Source organism: Amycolatopsis regifaucium, assembly GCF_001613935.1.
GTDB lineage: Bacteria > Actinomycetota > Actinomycetes > Mycobacteriales > Pseudonocardiaceae > Amycolatopsis > Amycolatopsis regifaucium.
This window is the reverse complement of sequence record NZ_LQCI01000050.1, coordinates 297,351-317,819: the sequence shown is the minus strand read 5'-3', so window position 1 is coordinate 317,819 and position 20,469 is coordinate 297,351. Positions and strand designations below refer to the sequence as shown.

At 68.5% G+C, this 20,469-nt stretch carries 11 protein-coding genes; 10 read left to right on the top strand and 1 reads right to left on the bottom strand.

The features are described from left to right. Window positions 1–81 precede the first annotated feature (81 nt). The gene (locus tag AVL48_RS34065; RefSeq protein ID WP_061981588.1) at window positions 82–696 is read right to left on the bottom strand and encodes a TetR/AcrR family transcriptional regulator; all 615 of its coding nucleotides are present in this window, start codon (window positions 694–696) and stop codon (window positions 82–84) included. Window positions 697–778: 82 nt separating this feature from the next. Between AVL48_RS34065 and AVL48_RS34060 the strand changes: the two genes are divergently transcribed. The 10 genes from AVL48_RS34060 to AVL48_RS34015 all read left to right on the top strand — a co-directional run bounded on the left by AVL48_RS34060 (window position 779) and on the right by AVL48_RS34015 (window position 20,175). Then, on the top strand, window positions 779–1,483 hold the full coding sequence (locus AVL48_RS34060) for an alpha/beta fold hydrolase (protein ID WP_061981344.1): 705 nt from the start codon (window positions 779–781) through the stop codon (window positions 1,481–1,483). Window positions 1,484–1,685: 202 nt separating this feature from the next. Further along, the gene (gene vanH, locus AVL48_RS34055; RefSeq protein ID WP_063816515.1) at window positions 1,686–2,645 is read left to right on the top strand and encodes a D-lactate dehydrogenase VanH; all 960 of its coding nucleotides are present in this window, start codon (window positions 1,686–1,688) and stop codon (window positions 2,643–2,645) included. Beyond that, window positions 2,638–3,678, top strand: a complete 1,041-nt coding sequence (gene vanA / locus AVL48_RS34050; RefSeq protein ID WP_061981346.1) for a D-alanine--(R)-lactate ligase — start codon at window positions 2,638–2,640, stop codon at window positions 3,676–3,678. The genes vanH and vanA overlap by 8 nt, the downstream gene beginning before the upstream one ends. Beyond that, a complete protein-coding gene (gene vanX, locus AVL48_RS34045; protein ID WP_061981347.1) occupies window positions 3,675–4,283 on the top strand; it encodes a D-Ala-D-Ala dipeptidase VanX in 609 nt (202 codons plus the stop codon). The genes vanA and vanX overlap by 4 nt, the downstream gene beginning before the upstream one ends. 289 nt (window positions 4,284–4,572) lie before the next feature. Beyond that, a complete protein-coding gene (locus tag AVL48_RS34040; RefSeq protein ID WP_082857855.1) occupies window positions 4,573–5,196 on the top strand; it encodes a D-alanyl-D-alanine carboxypeptidase family protein in 624 nt (207 codons plus the stop codon). A gap of 1,499 nt (window positions 5,197–6,695) precedes the next feature. After that, window positions 6,696–7,661 (top strand): ParB/RepB/Spo0J family partition protein, encoded by a 966-nt coding sequence (locus AVL48_RS34030; protein WP_061981349.1) that lies wholly within the window; start codon window positions 6,696–6,698, stop codon window positions 7,659–7,661. After that, a complete protein-coding gene (locus AVL48_RS40645; protein WP_279626625.1) occupies window positions 7,658–7,783 on the top strand; it encodes a hypothetical protein in 126 nt (41 codons plus the stop codon). The genes AVL48_RS34030 and AVL48_RS40645 overlap by 4 nt, the downstream gene beginning before the upstream one ends. A gap of 9 nt (window positions 7,784–7,792) precedes the next feature. Further along, entirely contained in the window at window positions 7,793–8,617 is an 825-nt protein-coding gene (locus AVL48_RS34025) for a prephenate dehydrogenase (protein ID WP_061981350.1), read from the top strand. A gap of 135 nt (window positions 8,618–8,752) precedes the next feature. Next, complete coding sequence (locus tag AVL48_RS34020) at window positions 8,753–10,705, top strand: ABC transporter ATP-binding protein (RefSeq protein WP_061981351.1); 1,953 nt, start codon at window positions 8,753–8,755, stop codon at window positions 10,703–10,705. Window positions 10,706–10,707: 2 nt separating this feature from the next. Beyond that, window positions 10,708–20,175, top strand: coding sequence for a non-ribosomal peptide synthetase (locus AVL48_RS34015; RefSeq protein ID WP_061981352.1), 9,468 nt, complete (start codon window positions 10,708–10,710; stop codon window positions 20,173–20,175). The last annotated feature ends 294 nt before the right edge of the window (window positions 20,176–20,469 follow it).

The window sequence follows — 20,469 nt, the reverse complement described above, 5'->3', positions numbered from 1 at the left end:
TGAACTCGACGGGATGGACGAGTTCATTTCCCAGGGTCTTCGCTGCCCCACCGGCCGGCGGCCCTGACGCACCAGGGTGGGTCAGGGCCGCCGCTGGTCACCGACCGGTTCCAGGCCGAGCGCGAGGTGGAGCTGGCGGGCCCACCAGCGAACCTGGGCGGCTGAATCGTCGGACGCGGCACCGGTGACGCCGGCACTGCGCCGGAAGGCGCGTCCGTACAAGGCCTCCGTCGCCATCGCCTGATGCAGGGCCGCGACCGCGAGCCGGGTGTCGTCGAGTGAACCGCCGTCACGCCGCAGGCCATGGAGGGCCTCGACGACCGGGGCGAGCATGCCGCTGCCCGGGTCACGCCATCCCGCCGTGTGCAGCGCCACCGCGAGCTCGCCGAAACCGCGCTGGTAGAGGGTATGGAGCGCCTCGACGAGTTCGAGCAGGTCGGCGTCGTGGTCCAGCCAGCCGGTGAGGAGTTCCTGAAGCGCGTCCCGGAGGCGGCGTCCGCCGTGCCGGAGCAGCTCGGCGAGCAGTTTCTCGCGGTTGCCGAAGTGGTGTGCCACGCCCGCGTCGGTCATGCCGACCCGCGCGGCCACCGCCCGCATCTGGACGGCGGGCACCCCGGACTCGGCGAGCAGCGATGCCGCCGCGTCGAGGATCAGCAGGCGAGCCTCTTCGGGAGTCCTTCGGGCTCGGGATGTCATCACGGGCGGCATCCTACCTTGATGTGCCAAGGTAGTTGAGCTACCTTGACAGCTCAAGGTAATTGGCCCCGGGAGCGACCCCATGACTCGATCAGCGACCACCGAAATCCGCCTCGACCTGGGCGAAGTCGTCCTGCAGGGCACGGTGACGGGTACCGGTCCGACAGTGCTGCTGCTCCACGCGGGCGGAGAGCGCCGCGGTGTCTGGGCGCCGGTCGCCGAGGTGCTGGCCGGGCACGGCCTCCGGACGGTGGCCTTCGACCTGCGCGGTCACGGCGACAGCACCGGCCGCGCGACCACGCTCCGGGCGCTCGCCCGCGACGTGGTCGGGATGATCGGCCGTGAACCGGCGCCGATCGTCCTCGTCGGCGCCTCGGTCGGCGGGCTGGCCGCCATCGCCGCCCTCGCGGACCCCGCCGTCGCGGCCCGGGTGAGCTGTCTCGTGCTGGTCGACGTCGTCCCGGATCCGGCCCCGGCGCGAGTGCGCTCGTGGCTGGACTTCCGCGGCCTCGGCGGCCGCTCCACCCAGCTCGTGGAGGACGTTCTCGGGTCAGGCGCCGCCCTGCTCGCGACGGCCGGCGCCTTGGACATGCCCATCCTCGTGGTGCACGGTGGCCGGGACTCACCGCTCAGCGAGGCCGATCTGCGCCGCTTGCGCGCGGCCAACCGCCGGGTCACCGTCGCCCGCGTTCCGGCCGCGGGCCATCTCGTGGCGAGGGACGCCCCGGAGGAACTCGCGCGCCTCGTGTGGGCGCACATCGTCGCGGTCAAGGCCGACGCGGGATGAAGAGCCGATAGCGGTGACCACCAGTGACGCACGATCGCTCGAACGTAATCGGCGATGGTGGTGACCAGGGGTATAGAACCACATACCGGTCGGCAACAGCGCGCTGCTTACACTGCTGGGCATGACCTACAGCGAACCAGCACCGGTAGCGGGCAGCCGCACGCGATCGCTGGCGTCCGCGTCCCCCTCCGCCGAGGAGGTAATGGGGATCACGATCTACGGATGCGGACAGGATGAAGCCGTCTTGTTCCGGGAGATGGCTCCTCGCTTTGGTGTGCAGCCGACCATCGTGGCGGAACCGGTATCCGAGGCCAATATCGAACTGATCGCCGGGAACCGATGCGTCAGCGTGGGTCATAAAACCCGAATCGAAAATTCCACTCTTCTCGCGCTCAGCGAGGCCGGTGTGTCCTATGTCTCCACGAGGAGCATCGGGTTCAACCATATCGACGTGGAATATGCCGAGAGCGTCGGCATCACCGTCGGAAACGTCTCTTATTCGCCGGACAGCGTCGCCGACTTCACGTTGATGTTGATGCTGATGTCGCTGCGGAACGCGAAGTCCATCATCCGCCGGGCGGACGTCCACGACTACAGACTGCATGACGTGCGCGGAAAAGAGCTGCGTGACCTGACCGTCGGCGTGGTCGGGACGGGGCGCATCGGCGTCGCGGTGATGGACCGGCTGCGCGGTTTCGGCTGCGAAGTACTGGCTTTCGACAAGGTCCAGAACACCGACGCCACTTACGTTTCTCTCGACGAATTACTGCGGCGGAGCGACATCGTGACGCTCCATGCGCCGCTCAACGCGGATACATATCATCTCCTCGGTCGTGACAATATCGAGCAGATGAAGCACGGCGCGTTCATCATCAACACCGGACGCGGTGCACTGATCGACACCGAGGCCCTCATCTCGGCTTTGGACAGCGGAAAACTGGGCGGAGCGGCGCTCGATGTCGTCGAAGGAGAGGAGGGGGTCTTCTACGCCGACTGCAGTGACAAGAACATCGAAAGCAAACCATTGCTGCGGTTGCAGGAACTGCCGAACGTCCTCATCAGCCCGCATACCGCCTATTACACGGATCACGCTCTGCGTGACACCGTTGAAAACTCTATCGTCAATTGCCTGAAATTTGAAAGCGGGAAGCAGCATGGGTAAGTTGAAACTCGGCATCATCTTCGGGGGATCCGGCGAAGAGCATCCGGTCTCGGTCAAGTCCGCGGTCGAGGTCGCGAAGAACCTGAACCTCGAAAAGTACGACCCGTACTACATCGGGATCACGCTGGCGGGCGAGTGGAAGCTTTGCGACGGCCCCAGCGCGGAGTGGGAGTCCGGCGACACCCGGCCGGTCGTGCTTTCCCCGGACCGGAGCGCCCACGGCCTGCTGGTCCTCGACGAGGGCAAGTACGAGACGATCGCCCTCGACGTGGTGCTGCCCGTCCTGCACGGCAAGTTCGGCGAAGACGGCGCGATGCAGGGCCTGCTGGAGATCTCCGGCATCCCCTACGTCGGCTGCGACGTCCAGAGCTCGGCCCTGTGCATGGACAAGTCCCTCACCTATGCCGTCATCCGCGGCGCGGGAATCGCGACCCCGAACTTCTGGATCGTCACGTCGGACAACGACGTCGATGCCGACAAGCTCACCTACCCCGTCTTCGTGAAGCCCGCCCGTTCGGGTTCGTCCTTCGGCGTCAGCAAGGTCTCGAACAAGGAAGAGCTGGCGAGCGCGCTGGAAACCGCGCGGGAGTTCGACTCGAAGGTCCTGATCGAAGAGGCCGTCGTCGGCAGCGAGATCGGTTGCTCCATTCTCGGCAACGGCGACGACCTGTTCGCCGGCGAGGTGGACCGGGTCGCGCTGACCCACGGGTTCTTCAAGATCCACCAGGAAGAAAGCCCCGAGACCGGGTCCGAGAACTCGTCCTTCATCGTTCCCGCCGACATCCCGGCTGAATCGCGCACGCTCGTCCAGGAGACGGCGAAGGCCATCTACCGCACCCTGGGCTGCCGGGGTCTCGCGCGCGTGGACCTGTTCCTCAAGGAAGACGGAAGCGTGGTGCTCAACGAGGTCAACACCCTGCCCGGGCTCACCTCCTACAGCCGTTACCCGCGGATGATGGCCGCCGCCGGCCTCCCGCTCGGCGAGGTCGTCGACCGGCTGGTGGCGTTGACCTTGGCGGGTCGTAACGGATGAAGGATGATTTCGTCTTCGTAGACGAGGTCGTCCCCGGAATACGTTGGGACGCCAAATACGCCACCTGGGACAACTTCACCGGCAAGCCGGTGGACGGGTACCTGGTGAACCGCATCGTCGGCACGAAGGCCTTGTGCGCGGCACTGGAAAAAGCGAAGGACGAAGCCGTGTCTCTCGGTTTCGGCTTGCTTCTCTGGGACGGGTACCGCCCCCAGCGCGCGGTGAACCGTTTCATGCGCTGGGCGGAAGAGCCTGAGGACGGGCGGAAGAAGGCACGGCACTACCCGAACATCGACCGACCCCAGATGTTCGAAAAGGGTTACGTGGCAACGAAATCGGGTCACAGCCGGGGTAGCACCGTCGACCTGACGATCTACCGCCTCGACACCGGTGAACTCGCTCCCATGGGCGGCGACCACGACGTGATGGACGTCGTGTCGCATCACGGCGCGGAGGGGATCACCGAAGAAGAAGTGAAGAACCGGCTCCACCTCCGTGCCATCATGGAGGCGAGCGGGTTCAGCGCTTATGAATGCGAGTGGTGGCATTACAGCTTGAAGGACGAGCCCTACCCGGACACCTATTTCGATTTCCCCATCGAATAGCCGGTCAGGGTGGCAGGTCCGTGAAGGTTTCCTTGAGGGACTTGTATTTGGTTACCCAGTGGTGTGGGTCGCCGGTCCGCACGAGCTTGATCAACGGAAGATCAGGGACGTTGAGTGTCCCGGATCTTCCGTTGATCAACACTGCTTCGCTCGCGGGTGGATGTGAATCGCCGCGCCACGCGCAGGGTGCGTTCTGAGCGAGGCTTGCGGACGCCGGGGCAGGTGTGCGGGTGCCGCGAGCCGGGGCTCACCCCTGCGCCGGCGACGGCACGAGGTGTTGACTGGACGCATGATCCGCAGCGAACCAGTACGGACAAGGGCCCGCCGGATCCCCGGCATCCTCGGAGCGGCGCCCCGTCGGGCACTCAGAGCCTTCGCCGCCGGCCCGCGGGTCGTCGTCGCGACGATCGCCAAGGCGTTCGGCTACCGGTTGGTCCGCATCGAGCCGCGCGACGCGCTCGGCGAGGCGCACGGCGCCATCCCCAAGGGAACAACGGTTTTCGACGACCGGGTTCCCGGTGTGGTCAATCTCGACCCGGGTCTCCTCGCCGCCCTGCGCGAGGCCGCGACAGCCGCCGCGGACGACGGAGTCGAGCTCTTCGTCAACAGTGGCCGGCGCTCCCCGGAGTATCAGGACCGCCTCCGTCGCAACGCTGTCGCGAAGTACGGATCCGAAGAGGAGGCCGCCCGGTGGGTGGCCACGCCGGAGAGGTCCATTCACGTGGCGGGCGGCGCGGCCGACATCGGACCGCCCGCTTCCGCGGCGTGGCTGTCCGAGCACGGGGCCGCATACGGGCTGTGCCAGATTTACCGCAACGAACCCTGGCACTACGAGCTTCGCCCTGAAGCGATCGAGCACGGGTGCCCACCCATGTTGCCCGACCCGAGCCACGACCCGAGATTGCGGCACTGACCTCTGCCGGGAAAGGGAGGGTGGCGAATCATGTCAGAACGTCACATACTATGCGCACGCACCCCGTTGACCCGGTGGTTTGACAATCGGACTCGTTTCGGTCCGGTCGTGAACACGACTCCTTTGCCTTATCGTCTCAAGTGGGACGAAGCGCCCTCGGTACCGGGGCAAAACTGAACCGCTCCGCTGAGGAACCCGCGTCGGCGCAATCGCCTTTGCCGGATAATCGGGCGAACGGCCCCGATGGGATAAGTTCGCCGGTTTCGGCGGTCGGGACGGAGTCGGCGCGCTGAACAAACGTTTCTCGATATCCGCGTTGTCAAGCCGTTAACGGACAATGACGGAATCGCTGTGCGCGGCTCGCTCGGGCACGGTCTCGACCGGGTGAATGGACGTCCAGCCCATCGTCGCCGCGTCTCGGCGCCCTCGGCGGGATCGGCTGAGCCGCCCCTGGCGGCTTGCTCCGAGCCATTCGGTCCCCGTGGCGCGAACCCTGGTGTTGTCGCAGGTCAATCCCATGATCGTGGAGATAATCAGTTGCCTCCCGTCGGTCGGCGCGTGCCCGTCGCGCCCTCGCGGATCACTCATGCCTACGTCCACCATTACATCCCTTACTTTGCTTGTGGGGTCCGACATCTCCCTCGGCATCATGATCACCCGTTCGACGCAGTGGTGCCCCGAAAGGAATACCGGTACGGCCATTCGTGTGAACAACTCGCGATGGACGGAATATGACCGGATCGCCGCATACTCAGGGAAGGGGGAAAATCAAGACCCGCGAACGGTCTAACAAGTGTTGCGAACAGGCTAATCGGGGTGACATCGAGAGGTGGAGATGTCGCGCGAGGGCGTTGTACGCACCGGATGACTGGTGCGTCAATAGAAAGAGTAAAAGTTCCGAAAAATGATCTTGGGTGGCGACCTCACTGCGGAAATCACACTGTTCGTCAATTGCCGACAACGATCGGTCATGCCATGCTGACAGTGTGTGCAATCGCTGGGGATGTGCGCACCTGCTGGGGACTTAGGGGGTGCGACGGTGACTCGCGACCGCGAGGAAATCGTAGAAACCAACCAGTGAGACCACTGGTCTGAGCTTGGCCTTCGCCGAGAACGCGAGGTCGGCCCTGTCCTGAGACCTCGCATCACAGCGCGCTCCGGCGTCGTCGAGCCGATCCGACATCGGCTCGACGAGCCGATGTCGTTGTGCGCTCGTCTCGCCGAAAGCGTGGCACCGAGGCGAGCAGAGGACACCGGTCGGCCCGGTGGTTCCACCGGAGCGCAACGTCGCCTCCGGATACCGGGTGGACCGTGGAAACGGCCCGTGCGCATACGGGTCTGTCAAAGGTGTTCGCGGGACCTCACTGTCGAGGACTCCCATCCCGCGGCCGGCCCCGCGCCGGCCGAGATCTCGGTGTCCAACCACGGAGCTTGAGCAGTTGGACCGTGGGTTCGATGCCGTACCGCAAGTTGCCGAATAACAGATCATTGGGGGCTAGGTGGATCCGACGAGAGTCGACGTTCTCGCTCTCCCGGTCGTCGAAATCGAGCTGTCCCGGCTGTCTTCCGTGTGCTCGCCGCGAACCTCGGGCGAGGATCCGGAGCACGTCGAGACGCTGTTGTCGGCAGAGTGGGAGCTTCCGCCCATTCTCGTGCACCGACCGACGATGCAGGTGGTCGACGGCCTGCACCGGTTGAAGGTGGCGCGGGTTCGAGGCGATACGAAGATCATGGCGAGGTTCATCGAAGGCACCGAATCGGATGCCTTCGTCATGGCGGTCGAGGCGAACATCCGGCATGGGCTGCCGCTTTCGCTCGCCGACCGCAAACGTGCGGCCGTCCAGATCATCGGGACGCATCCGCAGTGGTCCGATCGGCGGGTGGCCTCGGCGACGGGGATCTCCGCCGGCACGGTGGCCGACCTGCGAAGACGTGGAGGAGAAAACGGGAACCAGGCGAGGATCGGGCGGGATGGGCGGATCCGTCCCGTCGACAGTGCGGAGCGGCGGAAACTCGCCGCCGAGCTCATCCGCAACGATCCGGGCCTTTCGCTCCGTCAGGTCGCCAAGCAGGTCGGCATCTCCCCGGAGACGGTCCGCGACGTGCGGGGCAGGCTGGAACGTGGCGAGAGCCCGACCCCGGACGGGACCAGGAGATTGCGGACGAAGCCGCATCCCTTGAGTTTGACGGAGCCGGACCTCAGCCAGACCGTGGACCGTGAACGGCTCGCCATGCTGGAGCGCCTCAAGGCCGATCCCGCGCTGCGGCTGAGCGAAGTCGGCCGGATCCTGTTGCGCCTGCTCACCATGCACTCCATCGACGGGCAGGAATGGGAGCGGATCGTGCGCGGTGTCCCGCCGCATCTGTACGGCGTGGTCGCCGGATTCGCCAGGGATCACGCCAGGGTCTGGGCGGGTTTCGCGGATCACCTGGAGAACCGGGCAACCGATCTGGCCGCGGGATGAGCGCTCGGCGTACCGGTGGCCGGCGGCTCGCCGTTCGGCCACCGGCCGCTCTTGAGTCCACAGTGGACGCACTGGTCGATGCCCAGTCCTCGCGGCTGGACTTCGACAAGGAGGCGGCCTAAGAAAGAGCGGTGACCCTGCAGAAGGCGCTCGTCGTCGGCACCGGACTGATCGGCACCTCGGCCGCGCTGGCCCTTCGCGAAAAGGACGTGGCCGTGTACCTCTCCGACGTCGACCCGGATGCCGTACGGCTGGCGCGGGAGCTCGGCGCGGGCCGGAGGTGGGCCGGCGAGGAAGTGGATCTGGCGGTGATCGCCGTACCGCCACACCTGGTCGGGGAGCGGCTGGCAGCACTGCAGAAACAGAGTGCCGCGCGGGCGTACACCGACGTCGCCAGTGTCAAGGCCGATCCGATCGCCGACGCGGAGCGGCTCGGCTGCGACCTGACCTCCTATGTGCCAGGGCATCCGCTCGCCGGCCGGGAGCGATCCGGCCCGGCCGCGGCCCGCGTCGATCTGTTCTCCGGCCGCCCCTGGGCACTCTGCCCCGGCGCCGCGACCGGTACGGCCGCCTTACGGCTCACGCGAGAACTGGTGTCCTTGTGCGGCGCGAAGGCCGTCGTCGTCGGCGCGGATGAGCACGACTCGGCGGTGGCGCTGGTGTCGCATGCCCCGCACGTGGTCGCGTCCGCGGTGGCGGCGAGGCTGGCCTCCGCCGACGAGGTCACGTTGGCGCTGGCGGGCCAGGGGTTGCGCGACGTGACCCGCATCGCCGCCGGAAATCCCTTGCTGTGGCGGATGATTCTCGCTGGGAACGCCGACCCGGTGGCGGCGGTGCTCGATCGGATCGCGGCCGATCTCGCCTCGGCCGCTTCGGCGCTGCGGTCCGGCGACCTGGATCGGGTGACGGATCTGCTGCGGCGCGGCGCGGACGGCCAAGGCCGGATTTCCGCCTAGGCCAGCGGGTTCCGCGGCGAAAAGCGTTGCCACCGCGTCCAAGTGCCGAAAGTGCTCGCTTGGACCCACTCGTGGACATCGACTCGATTAAGCACGATTGAGATCGCCGACTTGGCGTATGAGAGAGGTGACCGGATGGATGTGGTGTTGCGCTTCGGGGGGGTGGACAAGAGTGATGACGATCCCGATCCCTGGGTGACCAAGGTCAACAAGGGGACTGTGCGCCGCGTCCTCACCTACTTTCGCCCGCATATCGGCAAGGTGGCGCTTTTCGTTCTCGTCGCCGTGCTGGAGGCGCTTATCGTCGTCGCGACTCCGTTGCTGCTGAAGGAGCTCATCGACGGCGGCATCGTCAAGAACGATTCCGGGGTCGTGGTCCTGATGGCCTGCCTCACCGCCGGACTCGCCTTGCTGGCCGCGGTGCTGGCGCTGGTGTCCGGTTACATCTCCGGGAAGATCGGGGAGGGGATCACCTACGACCTCCGCGTGCAGGCGCTCGACCACGTCCGGCGACTGCCGATCGCGTTCTTCACCCGCACCCAGACCGGGGTGCTGGTCGGTCGGCTGCACACGGAACTGATCATGGCGCAGCAGCACTTCACCGGTTTGCTCATGGCCGCCACCGGTGTGGTCATGGTCGTGGTGGTGCTGGCGGAGCTGATCTACCTTTCGTGGCTCGTCGCCATCATCACGCTGGTGCTGATCCCGCTCTTCCTCGTGCCCTGGATCCGGGTGGGACGGGTGATCCAGCGGCGCAGCGTGGCGCTGATGGACGCGAACACCGGCCTCGGCGGACTTCTCCAGGAGCGGTTCAACGTCCAGGGGGCGATGCTCTCCAAGCTCTTCGGTCGCCCGGCCGAGGAGATGGCCGAGTACGAGAAGCGGTCCGGACGGATCCGCGACATCGGGGTGAGCCTTTCGGTCTGGGGCCGCACTGCCTTCGTCATGATGGCGCTGATGGCCTCGCTCGCCACCGCGCTCGTCTACGGGATCGGGGGTGAGCTCGTGCTCGCCGGGGCGTTCCAGCTCGGCACGCTGGTCGCCATCGCCACCCTGCTCTCACGGCTGTTCGGGCCGATCACCCAGCTGTCCGGGATGCAGGAACTCGCGCAGACCGTCGTGGTGAGCTTTTCCCGGGTCTTCGAGCTGCTCGATCTGAAGCCGCTCATCCAGGAACGCCCCGACGCGGTCGAGCTCGAGAAGGACGTGGCGCCGGACGTCGAATTCGAGAACGTGTCGTTCCGCTATCCCACGGCGGACGAGGTTTCACTGGCGTCGCTGGAGCACCTGAAGGGCGAGCGGGAGCGCGGGGAAGTGGCGCCGGAGGTCCTTCGCGGCGTGAACTTCCATGTGCGGGCCGGCACCCTCACCGCGCTCGTCGGCCCGTCCGGCGCGGGGAAGAGCACCATCACCCACCTGGTCTCCCGGCTGTACGACCCGAATTCCGGGACCGTGCGCGTCGGCGGACACGATCTGCGGGACGTCAGCTTCTCTTCGCTCCGCGAAACGGTCGGTGTGGTCAGCCAGGACGCCTACCTCTTCCACAACACGATCCGGGAGAACCTGCTCTACGCCCGCCCGTCAGCCACCGAAGACGAGCTGATCGAGGCGTGCCGGGGAGCCCAGATCTGGGACCTGATCGAATCCCTCCCGCTCGGGTTGGACACCGTCACGGGTGATCGCGGCTACCGCATGTCGGGTGGGGAGAAGCAGCGACTGGCCATCGCCAGGCTGCTGCTGAAGGCGCCCACGATCGTCGTGCTCGACGAAGCCACGGCTCATCTGGACTCCGAGTCGGAGGCCGCCGTCCAGCGGGCGCTCAAGACCGCCCTGCGCAGCCGGACTTCGCTGGTGATCGCCCACCGGTTGTCCACGATCCGCGAGGCCGACCAGATCCTCGTGATCGACGGCGGCGGGGTCCGGGAGCGTGGCACGCACGACGAGCTGCTGGCCCAGGGCGGTCTCTACGCCGAGCTGTACCACACGCAGTTCGCCAACCCGGCGAACGACGCTCCCAAACCGGAACGCGAAGAGCCCGAACTGGACGAGCCCGAGCCGGCGATCCAATACATGGGTTTCGGAGGATGACGATGAATTCCGCCATGCGGACCACGCCGACGACGGTGCTGGCTCTGTTCGCCTCTCACGTCGACCGGACGCCCGAAGCGGTGGCCGTGGCCGAGGGCGATCGGGTTCTGACGTATCGGCAGCTCGACGAGCGCGCGGCCCGGCTGGCCGGGCGGTTGATCAACCGGGGTATCCGCCCCGGTGACCGCGTCGCGGTCATGATGGACCGGTCGGCCGACCTGGTGGCGGCGTTGCTCGCCGTGTGGAAGGCGGGAGCGGCGTACGTGCCGGTCGATGCCGCCTACCCCGCTCCGCGGGTGGAATTCATGGTCGCGGATTCGGCGTCCGCGCTGATGGTGTGCTCGGCCGCGGCGCGTGACGCCGTACCGTCGGGGATCGAGTCGATCGAGGTGGACGCCGCCACGGACGACGAGGTTCCCGACGCGTCCGCGGCCGCGGTGGGCCCGGGAGAGCTGGCGTTCGTGATGTACACGTCCGGCTCGACGGGCACGCCGAAGGGAGTGGCGATCTCCCAGGGCAGCGTCGCGGAATTGGTGCAGGACCCCAGTTGGGCGATCGAGCCGGGCGAAGCGGTGCTCATGCATTCGCCGCACGCCTTCGACGCTTCCCTGCTCGAAATCTGGACGCCGCTGGCGGCGGGTGCCCGGGTGGTGATCGCCGAACCGGGTGCGGTGGACGCCCGGCGGCTGCGCGCCGCCGCGGCGGCCGGGGTGACGAGGGTGTACCTGACCGCGGGGAGTTTCCGCGCGGTGGCGGAGGAATCGCCGGAATCGTTCGCGGCGTTCCGTGAGGTGCTGACCGGTGGCGACGTGGTGCCCGTGCACGCGGTGGAGCGGATACGGGAAGCCTGCCCCCTGGCACGGATCCGGCATATGTACGGCCCGACGGAAGCGACGATGTGCGCGACGTGGCTGGTGGTGGAGCCGGGTGACGAGCTGGGTCCGGTGCTGCCGATCGGGTCTCCGCTGTCGGGCCGCCGGGTTCAGGTGCTCGACGAGTCGCTGCGGCCCGTCGAGCCTGGCGTCGTCGGTGACCTGTACCTCTCCGGGAGCCTGGCGGAGGGCTACTTCGGCCGCGCGGGACTGACGGCGGAGCGGTTCGTGGCGGATCCCGCCGCGCCAGGGCAGCGGATGTACTGGACCGGGGACCTCGCTCAGTGGACCCCGGACGGTGAGCTGCTGTTCGCGGGCCGGGCCGACGACCAGGTGAAGATCCGCGGCTTCAGGATCGAGCCCGGCGAGATCGAAGCCGCGCTGATCGCGCAGCCCGAGGTGCAAGACGCCTTCGTGGCGGCGATCGACGGACGGCTCGTCGGCTACGTGGTGGCCAACGGGGAGGTGGACACCCTTCTCGTTCGCGAGCGGCTCGGGGCGGTGTTGCCGGCGTACCTTGTCCCGGTCGCCCTGCTCGCGCTGGACGCGCTTCCGCTGACCCGTAACGGAAAGGTGGACAGGGCGGCGCTGCCCGTTCCCGGGTTCGAGGCGAGCGCCACGAGCCGCGAACCCGCGACCGAGGAAGAACGGATCCTTTGTGGACTGTTCGCCCAGGTGCTGCGGCTCGACCGGGCCGGTGTCGACGACGGCTTCTTCGACCTGGGCGGCGATTCGATCTTCGCGATGCGCCTGGCGGCACGGGCGGCCAAGGCGGGCTTGCTGGTGACACCCGTCCAGATCTTCGAGGAGAAGACCCCCGCCCGGCTGGCGGCCGTGGCGCGCCCGGTACCGGCCGACAAGCCCGTCGACGGCCCCCTGATCACCCTGACCGCGGCGGAGGAGGCGGAGCTGGCGATCGCCGCTCCGGCTGCCGACGAGATCTGGCCGCTGGCACCGTTGCAGGAAGGCCTGCTCTTCGAATCGATCCTCGACGACCAAGGGCCGGACATCTACCAGGTGCAGGTGATCCTGGAGCTGAACGGACCGCTGGACGAGGCCCGGCTGCGGGCCGCGTGGGAAGCGGTCGTCCGACGGCACGCCGAGCTTCGGCTGACCTTCCATCGACTCGAATCGGGCAAGACGGTGCAGGCCGTCCACGGGGACTTCACCTTGCCGTGGCGGGCGGTGGACCTGACCGGGGCCGACGATGTCGACGCCGCCGTCGAGGCCTTGGCCGGACAGGAACAGGAGAAGCGGTTCGACCTCGCCGCCGCGCCGCTGGTCCGGCTGGTGCTGGTCCGGACCGGCCAGGACCGGCACCGGCTGCTGTTCGTCATCCACCACATCCTGGTCGACGGCTGGTCGGTGGCGGTCATTCTCAACGAGGTGTCCGAGGCGTACGCGGCGGGCGGGCAGCTGCCGGAACCGCGCGGCGGTGCCTCGTTCAAGGACTACCTGGCTTGGCTGGACCGGCAGGACAAGGACGCGGCCCGCGCGGCCTGGCGGACGGAACTGTCCGGCCTCGACGAGCCCGCCCTGATCGCGACGGCGGGCGCCGCGACGGACTACGACTACCGGGCCACCCACCTGTCGCCGGCACTGCACGCCAGGCTGCTGGAGTTCTCCCGCGAGCACGGGCTGACGCCGAGCACGGTGGTGCACGCCGCGTGGGCGATGGTGCTGGCACGCTTGACGCGGCGGACCGACGTGGTGTTCGGCACCATGGTCGCGACCCGGCCCGCGGAACTCGAGGGTATCGAGTCGATGCCGGGCCTGCTGATGAGCGCGGTGCCGGTCCGGGTGACCTTGGACGGCGGGCAATCGGCCGTCGACCTGCTCACCGAGCTGCACAGCCGTCAGACGGCCCTCAAACCGCATCAGCATCTGGGCCTGCCGGAGATCCAGAAGGCGGCCGGCCCCGGCGCGACCTTCGACACGCTGCTGGTGGTCGAGAACTACCCGCGCGAGTACGCCGCCCAATGGACGCATCGGCGCACGATCGAGGGCACCCACTATCCGCTGACCCTCGGCATCACGCCGGGGGACCGGTTCAGGATCCAGCTCGGCTACTGGCAGGGGCAGGTCCCGGAGATCGTCGCCGAGTCGCTGCTGGACTGGTTCGTCGGCGCGATCGACGCACTGGTCGCCGACCCGGCGGGCCTGGTGGGGCGGATCGGGGTCGGCGCGGCCGAGAAGCGCCGCTGGGAACCACCGTTGGTGGCGGGCGAGCCGCTGCCGACGTTGGTGGGCCGGATGGCGGCGCGGCTGCCGGACAACGTGGCGCTGGCGGACAGCCGCGGCGAGCTGACCTATGCGCAACTGTGGGAGCGGTCGCTGAAGTTCGCGGCCGTGCTGCGGGACCACGGTGTCGGATCCGAATGCCGGGTCGGCCTCGTGGTCGGAAGATCGTCCTGGTGGACGGTGGGCATGTTGGGCGTGTTGCTGGCCGGCGGCACGTTCGTGCCGGTGGATCCGGCCTATCCGGACGAGCGCAAGGAATGGATCTTCCGTAGCGCGGATCCGATGCTGGTGGTGTGCGCGGGGACGACGCGGACAACGGTGCCCGCGGAGTTCGCGGACCGGCTGCTGGTGATCGACGAGGTGGATCTCGCGTCGGGCTCGGAGGCGGAGCTGCCGCGGGTGGATCCGCGTAGTGCCGCGTACGTGATCTACACGTCGGGGTCGACCGGAACCCCGAAGGGCGTCGTCGTCACCCATACCGGACTGGGGAATCTGGCGCTGGCGCATATCGACCGGTTCGGGGTGACGCCGTCGTCACGCGTGCTGCAGTTCGCGGCGCTCGGCTTCGACACCATCGTGTCCGAGGTCATGATGGCGCTGTTGTCGGGGGCGACGCTGGTCGTGCCGCCGGAGGAGGATCTTCCGCCGAGGGCGTCGTTCACCGACGTGCTGGAAAAATGGCGCATCACGCAGGTGAAGGCGCCGCCGTCGGTGCTGGGCACGGCCGAGACCTTGCCGGAAACGGTGGAGACGGTGGTGGCGGCGGGAGAACTCTGCCCGCCGGGGCTGGTGGACCGGTTGTCCGCGGACCGGCGGATGATCAACGCCTACGGTCCGACCGAGACCACGATCTGCGCGACGATGAGCATGCCGTTGTCACCCGGCCAGCACCCGATCCCGTTCGGCGGGCCGGTTCCCGGGGTGCGCGGATATCTGCTGGACTCGTTCCTGCGCCCGTTGCCGCCCGGGGTCACCGGTGAGCTGTACCTGGCCGGGATCGGGGTGGCCCGTGGCTATCTGGGCCGCCCGGGGCTGACGGCCGAGCGGTTCGTCGCCGATCCGTTCGTCCCCGGTGAGCGGATGTACCGGACCGGGGATCTGGCGTACTGGACCGACCAGGGTGAGCTGGTCTCCGCCGGACGCGCCGACGACCAGGTCAAGATCCGTGGCTTCCGGGTCGAACCGCGCGAGATCGAGTTCGCCTTGTCCGGCTACCCTCGGGTGACTCAGGCCGCGGTGACCGTGCGCGATGATCGCCTGGTCGCCTACGTGACTCCCGGCGACATCGACACGCAGGCGGTGCGGGCGCGGCTCGCGTCCCGGATGCCGCAGTACATGGTGCCCGCGGCGGTGGTGGCGCTGGACGCCCTGCCGCTGACGGCGCACGGGAAGATCGACCGGCGCGCGCTGCCCGATCCCGATTTCACCACCGGGCCGCCCGCCAGGGAGCCCGCCACCGAGACCGAGCGGGCGTTGTGCGAGTTGTTCGCCGGGGTGCTCGGCCTGGAGCGGGTCGGGGTGGACGACAGCTTCTTCGAGCTGGGCGGGGATTCCATCCTCTCGATGCAGTTGGCGGCACGGGCGCGGCGGTCGGGGCTGACGTTCACCGCGGCGGACGTCTTCGACGGGAAGACCCCTGAGCGGATCGCGCGGCTGGCGGAGGAGGCGGCGTCGCCGGAGCCCGTTCGTTCGACGGCGCCGGAGGGTGTCGGTGAGGTCGCGTGGACGCCGGTGATGCGGATGCTGGGTGACGGCGTCACGGGACCGGGGTTCGCGCAGTGGACGACGGTCGGCGCGCCCGCGGATCTGACGGAGCAGGTGTTGGCGGCGGCGTTCGCGGCCGTGGTGGACACGCACGACATGTTGCGGGCGCGGGTCGTCGACGACGGGAGCGGCCGGCGTCTGGTGGTGGGAGAGCGCGGGGCGCTGGATGTGACCGGCTCGGTCACGCGCGTGAACGCCGACGGTCGCTCGCCGGACGAGGTCGCCGAGGAAGCGGCGCGAGCGGCCGTGAGCCGATTGGATCCGTCGGCCGGGGTGATGGCGCAGGCCGTGTGGGTGGACGCCGGACCGGATCGGGTCGGCCGCCTGGTCTTCGTGGCGCACCACCTGTCGGTCGACGGTGTGTCGTGGCGGGTTCTGCGGTCGGATCTGCAGCTGGCCTGCGAGGCGGTGGCCGCGGGACGGAAGCCGGCACTGGAGCCGGTCGGGCTGTCGTTCAAGCAGTGGGCGAGCCGGCTGAAGGAGTGGGCGGTCTCCGCGGAGCGGGTCGCCGAACTGCCCGCGTGGAAGGCGATTCTCGGATCGGACCAGCACCGGACCGACGCGTCGATGCCGACCACGAGCCGGGCCGCGGAAGGTGCGGTGCGCTCCCGGTCGTGGGTGGTGCCGAAGGCACAGACCTCGACGTTGGTGGGGCGGGCGCCGGTGGTGTTCCACTGCGGGGTGCACGAGGTCCTGCTCGCCGGGCTGGCGGGAGCGGTGGCGCGCTGGCACGGCGAAGACGCGGTGCTGGTGGAGGTGGAAAGCCACGGCCGTCATCCGGTCGACGGCGCGGACCTGTCCCGGACGGTCGGCTGGTTCACCAGCGCGCATCCGGTCCGGCTGGAGGTCGCGGGCACCGATCTGGCGGACGCGCTCGTCGGAGGTCCGGCGGCAGGGCGGTTGCTGAAGCTGGTGAAGGAGCAGTCGCGGGCCGTGCCCGGTGACGGGCTCGGCTACGGCTTGCTGCGTCATCTCAACGGCGCTACGGGGCCGGTGCTGGCGAAGTCGCCCTCACCGCGGATCGGGTTCAACTACATGGGCAGGTCCGCCACCGGTGAGCAGAGCGGTATACGGGCGTGGCAGCCGGTCGGCGATATCGGCAGTTCGCTGGAACCCGGCATGGGCCTGCCGCACGCTGTCGAGGTCAACGCCTTCGTCCAGGATCTGCCCGGCGGTCCCGAACTCACGTTCCTGCTGGAATGGCAGGACGGCCTCCTCGACGAGGCCGAGGTCGAACGGCTGGCCAAGGGCTTGCTGGACATGCTGTCCGGCTTGGCGCGGCAGGCGGACGATCCCGCCGCGGGCGGGCACACCGCGTCCGACTTCGCCCTCGTCGACCTGGGCCAGGGCGAGATCGAGGCCCTTGAAGCGGAATACGCGGACGCCGGCGGTGTCGCCGATCTGCTCCCGCTTTCGCCGCTGCAGCACGGGCTGGCCTTCCACGCGGGCTACGCCGGCGGAGTCGACGTCTACACCGCGCAGGCGGTGCTGGAGCTGACCGGTCCGCTGGACCTGGGGCTGCTCCGGAAGTCGGTGCGCGGGCTGCTGGACCGGCATCCGAATCTGCGCGCCGGCTTCCGGCACGCCGCCGACGGGACCGCCTACCAGGTGATCCCCGGTGTCGTGGAGGTGCCGGTGACCCTGGTCGACGTGACCGAGTCGGCGGATCCGGTCGCCGAGGCGGCGGTGGTGGCCGCGGCCGACCGGGCAAAGCCGTTCGAGCTGGCCGAGCCCCCGCTGCTGCGGATCACGGTGATCGCGCTGGGCGAGGACGAGCACCGGCTGGTGCTGACCAACCATCACATCCTGCTCGACGGCTGGTCGACGCCGCTGCTGTTGGACGAGCTGTGCACGCTTTACCGCGAGGGAGCGGTTCCGGCCGCGCTGGCGCCGGTCACCCCGTACCGGGACTACCTGGCCTGGGTGCGCGAAAGCGATCAGGAGGCGTCGACCGCCGCGTGGCGGGACACTTTGGCGGGTTTGCCGGAGCCGACCCTCGTCGCGGAGGACCGGCCGGTACCGGTCCAGCTGCCAGGGCAGCTGTGGGCCGCACTGGACGAGACGTTCGCCGAAGCCTTGGCCGCGCGAGCCCGCGAGTGCGGGGCCACGGTCAGCACGATGCTGCAGGCGGTGTGGGGCATGGTGCTGGCGGCGCTCACCGGACGCGACGACGTGGTGTTCGGGTCGGTGGTGTCCGGGCGACCGGCCGAGCTGCCCGGTATCGAGACCATGGTCGGCTTGTTCATCAACACCGTGCCGGTCCGGGTCCGGATGCGGCCGCGGCAGACCTTCGCCGAGCTGGTGCGGCGGATGCAGGACGAGCAGGTCGCGTTGCTGGCGCATCACCACGTCGGGCTCGCCGACATCCAGCAGGCCGCCGGGCTCGGCCGGTTGTTCGACACCCTCGTCGTCTACGAGAACTACCCCCGGCCCGCCGAGACCGCAGATGCGGAACCGGATCGGTTGAAGGTGGGGGAGTTGACCGCGGCCGACGCCACTCACTATCCGCTGGCGCTGGCGGTCGTGCCCGGCACCGACCTACGGCTGCGCCTGGAGCACCAACCCGCGTTGTTCACCACCGAGCAGGCCACTGCCGTGCTGGACCGCTTCACGCAGGTGCTCGAAGCCGTCGTCGCCGATCCGCGGCTGCCGCTGTCGGCGGTGCCGATCCTCACCGAGTCCGAACGGCGAGAGCTGCGAGCGCGTAACGAGACCGCGGTGGAGGTGCCGGACCGGACGCTGCCGGAGTTGTTCGCCGCCCAGGTCGCCGCCACCCCGGAGGCGACCGCGGTGACCTTCGAGGACCGGTCGTTGTCCTACGCCGAACTCGACGCCCGCGCCGATCGGCTCGCGCGCCGGCTCATCGATCGGGGTGTCGGACCTGAAGACCTGGTCGCGGTGATGCTGCCCCGGTCGCTGGAACTGGTCATCGCGTTGCTGGCGGTGACCAAGACAGGCGGCGCCTGGCTGCCGATCGATCCGGTCTATCCGGCCGACCGGGTCACCTACATGCTCGACGACGCCGGACCGGCACTGGTGATCACCACCGCGGCGCTTTCGGCGACACCGGCCGGTGCGGTACTGGCCACCCGGTCGACGACGATGGTGATCGACGATCCGGGCGTCGTCGGCGAACCGGCCGGTCCGGACCGGAAACCGGTCACCGGCACCGGCCGCGTCCGGCCGCTGGATCCGCGCGACCCGGCCTACCTCATCTACACCTCGGGTTCCACCGGTCAGCCCAAGGCCGTCGTCGTCACCCACCGGAACCTGGCGAACTATCTGTTCCACTGTGGACAGAAGTATCCCGGCCTGCGGGGACGATCGCTGATGCATTCGTCGATCGCCTTCGATTTGACGGTGACCGCGGTGCTCACTCCGCTCACCGTGGGCGGCACGGTTCACGTCGGCGCGCTGGAAGACCTGATCGGCACGGTGGAAAGCGCCCCGTCGGTTTTCCTCAAGGCCACGCCGAGTCACTTGAAGACCTTGGACACCGGCACCCGGGAAATCACCGTGCCGGGCGACCTTCTGCTCGGCGGCGAACAGCTGCCCGTCGACACGATCGCCCAGTGGCGCCGGACCTACCCGAATACCGTGGTGGTCAACGAATACGGGCCGACCGAAACGACGGTCGGTTGTGTCGAATACCGGCTCGAACCCGGTCAGGCGGCGCCGTCCGGTGACGTGGTGCCGATCGGTACCCCCATGACGAACGCGCGGGTGTTCGTACTGGATTCGTGGCTGCGGCCGGTGCCTCCGGGCGCGGTCGGCGAACTGTACGTGGCGGGCGCGGGAGTGGCACGGGGCTACCTCGGCCGGGCGGGATTGACCGCGACGCGGTTCGTCGCCGACCCGTCCGCTTCCGGTGAGCGGATGTACCGGACCGGGGACCTGGTGCGGTGGAATCCGGACGGGGAGCTGGTGTTCGCCGGCCGGGTCGACGATCAGGTGAAGATCCGGGGATACCGGATCGAGCCGGGAGAGATCGAAGCGGCACTGATGGCCCTGGATTCCGTCGGCCAGGCGGTGGTCGTGGCCCGCGACGGTGCTTCCGGCAAACGGCTGATCGGGTACGTGACGGCCGCCGGGGAGACCGGAGTCGACGAAGCCGCGGTGCTCGAAGGTGTCGCGGCCCGGCTGCCGCAGTACATGGTGCCGGTGGCGGTGGTGGTGCTCGGAGCGCTCCCGTTGACGGCGAACGGGAAGGTGGACCGGGACGCGCTGCCGGATCCCGACTTCAACGGCCGTGCTTCGGGCCGGGAACCGGTCACGGAGGCGGAGCGGTTGCTGTGCGCGCTCTTCGCCGAGGTGCTCGGCCTGGAGCGGGCCGGTGCGGACGACAGTTTCTTCGAACTGGGCGGGGATTCGATCCTTTCGATGCAACTGGCGGCGCGGGCCCACCGCGAGGGGATGGCCTTCGGCGCGCGCGAGGTGTTCGAGCAGCGGACGCCCGCGGCCATCGCGGCGATCGTGGAGCGGGGCACGAACGGCCCCGTCGCGACGGAATTCGCCGCGTCCGACGTCGCCCTTCTGGAACTGAATCAGGACGAGATCGACGAATTCGAGGCCGAGTTCGAAAGCGGCCGTTGACGCTAGTGGTGAGTGGTGAGCGCGGCAGGACCTAGCTCCCAAAGCTCATGTCGCGAAAGCCGCTTTCGAGACATCGCATGTCCGGGAAGTGGCTTTCGCGACACGGCGCATTTGCTTTACCATTGCCTCTACCGACCGGACCGGTCACGACGAAACTGGGCAGCCGCACAGGCGTGAGGTGTGTGTGGAAATAGGGACATTCAACGTCCCTATTTCCACACACCCCCAATTGTGAGCGACATCCACCTCGGCTTGGCGCTGCCTTGCCTTCTCTGTGATCCGAATCGACCACGA